Origin of the sequence: Pseudomonas sp., from assembly GCF_050739655.1 — a bacterium.
Taxonomy (GTDB): domain Bacteria; phylum Pseudomonadota; class Gammaproteobacteria; order Pseudomonadales; family Pseudomonadaceae; genus Aquipseudomonas.
Map to the genome: position 1 here is coordinate 1 of NZ_JBOIBY010000268.1, position 7,519 is coordinate 7,519.

Annotated in this window: 8 protein-coding genes; 4 read left to right on the forward strand and 4 right to left on the reverse strand. The window is 60.6% G+C overall.

What is annotated here, in order from left to right; translation table 11 throughout:
* Window positions 1–307 precede the first annotated feature (307 nt).
* Window positions 308–1,096 (reverse strand): SDR family oxidoreductase, encoded by a 789-nt coding sequence (locus ACRESJ_RS13350; protein ID WP_431758304.1) that lies wholly within the window; start codon window positions 1,094–1,096, stop codon window positions 308–310.
* Window positions 1,097–1,282: 186 nt separating this feature from the next.
* Between ACRESJ_RS13350 and ACRESJ_RS13355 the strand changes: the two genes are divergently transcribed.
* Window positions 1,283–2,302, forward strand: coding sequence for a GlxA family transcriptional regulator (locus ACRESJ_RS13355; RefSeq protein WP_431758305.1), 1,020 nt, complete (start codon window positions 1,283–1,285; stop codon window positions 2,300–2,302).
* A 139-nt stretch (window positions 2,303–2,441) separates the two neighbouring features.
* Window positions 2,442–2,762, forward strand: a complete 321-nt coding sequence (locus ACRESJ_RS13360; protein ID WP_431758306.1) for a DUF2388 domain-containing protein — start codon at window positions 2,442–2,444, stop codon at window positions 2,760–2,762.
* A 105-nt stretch (window positions 2,763–2,867) separates the two neighbouring features.
* Here ACRESJ_RS13360 and ACRESJ_RS13365 read toward each other — a convergent pair whose 3' ends face one another.
* Window positions 2,868–3,776 (reverse strand): pyridoxal-phosphate dependent enzyme, encoded by a 909-nt coding sequence (locus tag ACRESJ_RS13365; RefSeq protein WP_431758307.1) that lies wholly within the window; start codon window positions 3,774–3,776, stop codon window positions 2,868–2,870.
* A 102-nt stretch (window positions 3,777–3,878) separates the two neighbouring features.
* Window positions 3,879–4,670, reverse strand: a complete 792-nt coding sequence (locus tag ACRESJ_RS13370) for an SDR family NAD(P)-dependent oxidoreductase (RefSeq protein ID WP_431758308.1) — start codon at window positions 4,668–4,670, stop codon at window positions 3,879–3,881.
* Window positions 4,671–4,794: 124 nt separating this feature from the next.
* Between ACRESJ_RS13370 and ACRESJ_RS13375 the strand changes: the two genes are divergently transcribed.
* Window positions 4,795–5,742 carry a GlxA family transcriptional regulator gene (locus ACRESJ_RS13375; RefSeq protein ID WP_431758309.1) on the forward strand — a complete coding sequence of 316 codons (948 nt, stop codon included), beginning with the start codon at window positions 4,795–4,797 and terminating at the stop codon, window positions 5,740–5,742.
* A gap of 72 nt (window positions 5,743–5,814) precedes the next feature.
* The gene (locus ACRESJ_RS13380; RefSeq protein ID WP_431758310.1) at window positions 5,815–6,474 is read left to right on the forward strand and encodes a methyltransferase family protein; all 660 of its coding nucleotides are present in this window, start codon (window positions 5,815–5,817) and stop codon (window positions 6,472–6,474) included.
* Window positions 6,475–6,729: 255 nt separating this feature from the next.
* Here the strand turns inward: ACRESJ_RS13380 and ACRESJ_RS13385 are convergent, their stop codons facing one another.
* Window positions 6,730–7,398 carry an HAD-IA family hydrolase gene (locus ACRESJ_RS13385; protein WP_431758311.1) on the reverse strand — a complete coding sequence of 223 codons (669 nt, stop codon included), beginning with the start codon at window positions 7,396–7,398 and terminating at the stop codon, window positions 6,730–6,732.
* Window positions 7,399–7,519 lie beyond the last annotated feature (121 nt).

Sequence of the window (7,519 nt, forward strand, 5' to 3'; positions counted from 1 at the left end):
ACGCGGCGTCCTGAAGTTTTTCGCGAGCAAGCTCGCTCCTACAAATGCCTTAACTGACCGGCATTAGGGCAAGCCTCGCTCCTACAGTGGGCAATGGTGTTTGCGCCGATCTCTGTAGGAGCGAGCGGTGCGACGATTCGACTTGCCCGCGAAGGCGATATGCCAGGCGAATCCGATCCCCGGTAGGAGCTGCCGCAGGCTGCGATCTTTTGATCTTGCCTTTGAAAGGATCGCAGCCTCGTTGCACTCGACAGCTCCTACACAGCTCCTACACAGCTCCTACAGGGAATCGGCGGAGCTGGATTAATCAGAAGGTCCCCGGATAACTCCCACCATCGAGCAACAGGTTTTGCCCGGTGAGGAACCCGGACTGTGCGCCGCAGATAAACGCGCAATAAGCACCGAATTCATCAGGCTGGCCAAAGCGCTGCGCCGGTACATGCTTGCGCCGTTGCTCGGCGATGTTATCGACGCTGGTGCCGCTGGCCTCGGCGGCGGCATTCAGGGTTTTGTGCAAACGCTCGGTTTCGAACGGCCCCGGCAGCAGGTTGTTGACGGTGACGTTGTTGCCCGCCAATCGCGACTGGCGCGCCAGCCCGGCGATAAAACCGGTCAGGCCGCTGCGGGCACCGTTGGACAGGCCGAGCACATCGATGGGTGCCTTCACCGCGCCGGAGGTGATGTTGACGATGCGCCCGAAACCGCGCTCGGCCATGCCATCGACACAGGCCTTGATCAGCTCGATGGGCGTGAGCATGTTGGCATCCAGCGCCTTGAGCCAATCCTCGCGCTGCCAGTCGCGGAAGTCACCGGGAGGCGGCCCGCCCGCGTTGTTGACCAGAATATCGATCTGCGGACACGCCGCCAGCACCTGCGCGCGCACGCTCGGCTCGCTGATGTCGCCGGCGACGGTACGCACCTCGATTCCCGGTGCAAGTTGGCGAAGTTCCACGGCGGCCGCTTGCAAGGTCTCAACGCCCCTGGCGTTGATCACCAGGTTCACGCCCTCCTTCGCCAACGCCCGCGCACAGGCCAGGCCCAAGCCCTTGCTCGCGGCGCAGACAATGGCCCAACGCCCCGAAATACCCAAATCCATGACGATGCTCCTCTTGGTTTTAAGCCCTTAAATTACCACCGTCGACCGCCAACCGTCGGTGGTAGAGTGGGCACTACCCGTGGTCGACTGACATAAAACCCTGAAATCCGGACAGCCGATCAGAGGCGATAACGCTTATATCGTTTGCGAATTAAGATTATTCCCACTCGCTAAAACACAAAGCCTATGAACGAAATCGCCCACTCGTCAAAACCCGCCAACCAAGCCTGCGGCCAACCGCGCCTGATCGTATTTCTTGCTTACCCACAAGTCGGCCTGCTGGACCTTACCGGCCCACAAACCGTTTTCTGGGCCGCTTCCAGATACATGAACGCCCGCCAATTGCCAGGCTATGAAATTCATACGGCAAGCCTGGCCGGGGGCCTGATGCAAACAGCAGAAGGCATGGCCGTGCACACCTTGCCATTGAGCGATTTTGCGCATCGCCCCATCGACACCCTGATCGTGCCCGGTTCGCCGAACATCATTGAAGCGATGAACGACTCGCTGGACCTGATTACCTGGCTGGCACAAGCATCGACCCAGGCCAAACGCACCGCCTCGGTGTGCAGCGGCACGTTCTTGCTGGCGCAGGCCGGACTTCTGGAAGGCCGACGTGCCGCCACGCACTGGTTGATGTGCGACATGCTCAAGCAACGCTACCCGTCGATCGAGGTCGACAACGACGCCATCTTCGTCAAGCAGGATTCGGTCTGGACCTCGGCGGGCGTCACCGCCGGTATCGATCTGGCACTGGCGTTGATTGAAGAAGACTGCGGTCGCGAAGTCGCGCTGCACGCGGCGCGGGAAATGGTGGTGTTCATCAAGCGCCCTGGCGGCCAGGCTCAGTTCAGTCAACTGCTGAAAACGCAAACCAGTGAAGGTGCGGTCTTCGATGATCTGCACCTGTGGATCACGCAGAATCTGGAGGGGGAAAACCTCACGGTCGAGACGCTCGCCCAACAAGTGCAAATGAGCCCGCGCAACTTTGCCCGGGTTTACAAACTCAAGACCGGACGCACCCCGGCCAAGGCCGTGGAAGCACTGCGGGTGGAGGCCGCCCGGCGCTTGCTGGAAGAGTCCGAACGCAACATCGATCAGATTTCCCGGCTATGCGGGTTTGGCGATGAGGAGCGCATGCGCCTGACGTTCCAGCGCAACCTGGGGGTTTCGCCACGGGATTATCGCAACCGGTTTTCGCGGTGAATGCACGCAGGCTTATAGGCCTGAGCCTCACTACTTCGAGCAGCTGGCACAAACAAGGGGAACTCTCGGCAACCGCCGCACCTCCTAAAATATGAGGTATTTCCTTTTTGCTGCACGCTTTCAGACTGAGGACACCGTCATGCGCCGTCTGATCATCACTTGCTCCCTTGTACTGTGTTTACCCATTGGCTCAGCGATAGCCGGAGTGGACGCCGAAGATGTCGCCACCTCGGCCGGGGTCTCCGCATCGCTGTATTCGACCTTCAAGGATCACAAACTCATGATTCCCGCACGCGAAGACGCCTCCAGCTTCGTGGCCAGTGGCGGCGCCATTCGTGGTGTTTATCTGGAATCGGTACTCCAAGAGCTCCGGCAGAATCATCCGGACCTTGCCAACGCAAGCGACGAAGACCTGGCCCAAGCCATTCTCGTCCAGGAAGGCGTTCAGGCGGGTCGATAAACCACGTCAACTTAGCGGTGGGGCTTCTGATCGTTCCCACGCTCTGCGTGGGAATGCAGCCTGGGACGCTCCGCGTCCCATCGCGAACCGAACGCGACCAGTAGCTCAACGCGCCCAGCCCGCCACCAGTTGTGCGCTGATGCTGACCCCGCCACACACCACAATCACCACATCATGGGCCTCGGCAATGGCCGGGTGATCCAGATACGCCACTGCCAGCGAGACACCGCAAGCAGGCTCGACCAACTGGCGCAGGTCACTGGCGTAGCGCACCACGCCCATGATCGCTTCCTCGTCACCGAGCACGACGCATTCGTGGGGAAACTCGAGGATATGTTCCACCGGCCACGCGGCGACCAGTGCGGCGCCGAGGGATCTTGCGACCGTATCGATCCGCGGGAATTTGACCGGATGCCCGGCGCTGACTGCGGCAGCGAACGACGCCGCACCCTCGGTTTCACAGGCGACGATCCGGCAGTCCCGGCGATCGTGGCGCATCAATCCGGTGAGGATGCCCGCCAACAACCCACCGCCTCCTACCGAAGTCACTATCACATCGACCTGCGGACAATCCTCGATGATTTCATCGATCATCGTGCTGTGGCCTTGCCACAGTACCGGGTGGTCGAAAGCCGGCACGTACTCGGTGTCGGCCCCTTGCGCCATCTCCCTGGCCCGCAGATTGGCCTCGTCCCAGACCTTGCCATGGACAATGACCTCGGCACCGGTTTTGCGGATCTTTGCACGGGTTGACTCAGGGGTCGTATGCGGAACCACGATACAGGCCTTGAGCCCCAGGCCCGCGGCGGCCACGGCGGTTGCAAACCCGGCATTACCGCCGGAGGGACAGATGACGTTGCGTTTACCCTGCGCTGCCGCCTGACTGCACAACAGCCCTATGCCGCGCAGCTTGAATGATCCGCTCGGTTGCAGGTTTTCCAGTTTGAGCCAGATGCGACGGGTCGCGGTCGACAGGTCTGGATGCAGAATCAGGGGCGTTCTGATGTGAAGCATTTTGTGCTCCTGTTAAACCCCGAAGGCCCGTCGAGCATTTCAACGGGCGTATGGGAAAGGTGCTTGTTAAAGCTTAGCCCACACCGCGACGCGACTACCGTTTCAGCGATAACGCGCGGCTGGGGCGCAGTTGCCGAACAACCCGCTAAGCACCTGACGCTGGGCTTCATGACGGTCCCACTGCGTACCATCGTGCAGGCCCGGAATCGTCACCACCTCGCCGTTTGCCAGCCCCACCAGTGCGGCATCGACCATGTCCTGGGCACTCATGACGATTTCCTGCGGCAGGTTCTCCACCGGATTGCCCGCCTCGCTCCAGAAGTCAGTGGCGGTTGCACCCGGCAGCACGGCCTGGACACGGATGCCTTTGTCCGCCAATTCCCGATGCATCGATTGGCTCAAGCCAAGGACGAACGCCTTGGTCGCGCCATAAACGCCATTGAGAATTTCCGGGGCGATGGCGACGATCGAGGAAATGTTGATCACGGTGCCGGTGCCGCGTGCAACAAACCCCGGCACCACGGCATAGGCCAGACGCATCAGCGCGGTGACGTTGAGGCTGATCATGTCTTCCATGTCATCCACCGGGCTGCCGAGCAACGGCATGACCGCGCCGACGCCGGCATTGTTGACCAGCAGGGTGATGCTGGCGTCGGTGCGCAGGATGTCTTCCACGCGCCGGCTGTCGGCTTTGTCCTTCAGGTCGGCGGCGACCACTTCCACGGTGCGACCGGTCTGGTCGCTCAAATGCCTGGCCAGGGCATTGAGTTTGGTCTGGCTACGAGCGACCAGGATCAAGTCGTAACCCTGGCGGGCCAGACGGTCGGCATACACTGCGCCAATGCCCGACGAAGCACCGGTGATCAGTGCAGTACCTTTGGATGAGAGCGCCATAATCAATTTCCTTCACGGTTTGGCGAGACATTCGCCGCTTGTGATCCGTTATAAAGGCACTCGTCGCCGTCTCAAATGACGTTTAAAGTACGCTTTTCGGACACGACCCTTTGAGGACGTATCGATGATTTCCGTGGCGTTTGTGGTTTTCGATGGGTTCCAGTCCATGGCGCTGGCGGCGATGCCGGTGTTCGAGTACGCCAACTTCAGCGCCGGTGAGGCGCTGTATGACGTGCGTGTGCTGTCTGAAGATGGCCGCTCACTACGTGCCTCTGGCGGGTTGAGTGTCGGCACCGAGGCCTTCGATGAGCGGGTGTTCGATACGGTGATCGTGGTGGGCGGCGATGCCATCCTCGAACAGGCGCCCGACGCGGTGCTCGATTACCTGCGTGCCAGCGCCAAAACCTCCCGACGTACCGCGTCGATTTGCTCCGGGGCTTTTGTCATGGCCCAGGCAGGTTTGCTTGAGGGACGGCGAGCGACGACCCACTGGGCTTACGCGCGGCAACTGCAGGAACGCTTTCCGGGGATCAACGTCGAGGCTGACCGGATCTACGTGATCGATGGCTCGATCTGGACCTCCGCCGGCATGACCGCCGGCATAGACCTTGCGCTTGCCATGGTCGAAAAGGACCACGGCGCGGAACTGGCCCGTTCGGTGGCGCAAAAACTGGTGATGTACCACCGCCGCGCGGGCGGCCAGTCGCAACATTCGGCGCTGCTGGAACTGGAGCCGAAATCCGATCGCATCCAGATGGTTTTAAGCTTCGCCCGGGAGCACCTCGCCCAGACGCTGTCGGTGGAACAACTGGCCGAAGTGGCACGCCTCAGTCCCCGCCAGTTCAGCCGGGCGTTTCGCGCCGAAACCGGCCAGTCCCCCGCCAAGGCCATCGAAAACCTGCGCCTGGAAGCTGCGCGGCAAATGCTCGAGCGCGGGCGATTGACCCTGGATCAGATCGCCCTGGAAACCGGCTTCAGCGACCGCCGTCGCATGCGTGAGGCGTTCCTGCGGGCATTCGGCCAACCGCCGCAGGTGATTCGGCGGGGTGCGAGATCGGGTGTTTCGAACTGATCATGCTGTTTAAAACAAGATCAAAAGATCGCAGCCTTCGGCAGCTCCTACACTGTAGGTATGGAGTTGCTCATGAAACTGTCTCCCAAACTGGCTTTTTTTGCCATCGTCAGCACCCTCGCCTACATTGGCCTGGCCATTTGGGGGCTGGGTGGGTTCGGCGCTTTTTTCTCCCACGGGGCGCTGGTGGTTGTGGCATTGGCGACGTTGGTCATGGCCATCGCTTCATTGTTCACCGAGGTCAATTTGAGTTCCGGCGAGCGTGAAGACCTCGCCAATCGCTGGGTGATCCCGGCCCTCGGTGTACTGGGATTGTTGAGTGGTTTCTTGCCGGCCTATACCGACCGCATCGACTTTTGGACCTTCGGTGGCGAAGGTACTCGATGGCTCGGGGCGTTACTGTTCATCATCGGCGGCGCACTGCGGCTGTGGCCGGTGTTCGTGTTGGGCAAGCGCTTCAGCGGACTGGTGGCAATCCAGCCGGGACACCAACTGGTCACCGACGGGATCTACCGCCACCTGCGCAACCCAAGCTATCTGGGGATGCTGGTGATCGGCATTGGCTGGGCATTGGCGTTTCGTTCGGGAGTCGGGCTGCTGCTGGCGGCGCTGATGCTGATTCCGTTGATTGCGCGGATTCGTTCGGAGGAAGGATTGTTGCGGGCGCAGTTTGGTCGCGAATATGAAGCGTACTGCGCGCGCAGTTGGCGGCTGATTCCCAAGATCTACTGAAAAACACAGAGCCTGTGGGAGCTAGCGTGCCCGCGAAGAGGCCGGCATACCCAACATCAATGTCGATTGACCTGACGCCTTCGCGGGCAAGCCACGCTCCCACAGGGTTCTGCATCGATCAAAAAAAATGCCAACACCACCATCAACTTTAGAAGCGACGCATTCCACACAAAGGGACCGCACAACAAACATTGATGGTGTCTGACCTGACGCCTTCGCGGGAAAGCCACGCTCCCACAGGGGTAGCTGTGTTGCTCAAGAATGCTGCAAACGCATCAGTTTGTTGACATCCACCTGGACCGCAACCAAATCATAAGTGGCCAGCGTCGCATGCGCTGTCTCCATCGGTTGCTCATGGGCCGCCGTCACAATCAGCAAGTCCGCCCCCGCCGCCTGCGCCGCGAGTATGCCTACCGTGGCATCCTCGAACACCAGGCAATCGGTAATCTCGACGCCCAGTCTGCGGGCCGCCAATCGATAACCCGCCGGGTCGGGTTTGCCGACGCTGACGTCTTCGGCGGTGACCATCACTCCCGGTTCAGCAATCCCCGCGGCCGCCATACGACGCAACGCCAGCGTCCTGGGTGCGGAAGTGACGATCGCCCATTGATGAGCTGGCAGCGATCTGAGAAAAGCGGCCGCGCCGGCCACCTCTTCAACCCCTTCCACATCCTCGATTTCCGCTTCGGTGATCCACGCCGCTTCCGCTTCGGCATCGACCCCAGGCAACGCCAGGCGCTTGATGGTGTCGATGGCGCGAGCACCATGGATGGTCGGCAGGAATGTCTCGACATCGACGCCATGACGCAAGGCCCACGTGGCCCAGACCCGTTCGGCGGCGGCAATCGAGGTGAGGATGGTGCCATCCATGTCGAACAGGAAGGCACGGTAAGGGACATTGAAAACGGATTCGGGGGCAGACAAAGAGGAGCGTCCTGTCTCGAGGAAATGGCGGTGTCTGCGAAATGTACACGATCAAAGTAGGAGCTGCCGCAGGCTGCGATCTTTTGATTTTGCTTTTTAAAAGACAAGATCAAAAGATCGC

What these genes read in the sequence shown, in the direction of transcription:
- ACRESJ_RS13350 (WP_431758304.1), bottom strand. Translation starts at nt 1,096, where the DNA reads ATGGATTTGGGTATTTCGGGGCGTTGGGCCATTGTCTGCGCCGCGAGC.
- ACRESJ_RS13355 (WP_431758305.1), top strand. Translation starts at nt 1,283, where the DNA reads ATGAACGAAATCGCCCACTCGTCAAAACCCGCCAACCAAGCCTGCGGC.
- ACRESJ_RS13360 (WP_431758306.1), top strand. Translation starts at nt 2,442, where the DNA reads ATGCGCCGTCTGATCATCACTTGCTCCCTTGTACTGTGTTTACCCATT.
- ACRESJ_RS13365 (WP_431758307.1), bottom strand. Translation starts at nt 3,776, where the DNA reads ATGCTTCACATCAGAACGCCCCTGATTCTGCATCCAGACCTGTCGACC.
- ACRESJ_RS13370 (WP_431758308.1), bottom strand. Translation starts at nt 4,670, where the DNA reads ATGGCGCTCTCATCCAAAGGTACTGCACTGATCACCGGTGCTTCGTCG.
- ACRESJ_RS13375 (WP_431758309.1), top strand. Translation starts at nt 4,795, where the DNA reads ATGATTTCCGTGGCGTTTGTGGTTTTCGATGGGTTCCAGTCCATGGCG.
- ACRESJ_RS13380 (WP_431758310.1), top strand. Translation starts at nt 5,815, where the DNA reads ATGAAACTGTCTCCCAAACTGGCTTTTTTTGCCATCGTCAGCACCCTC.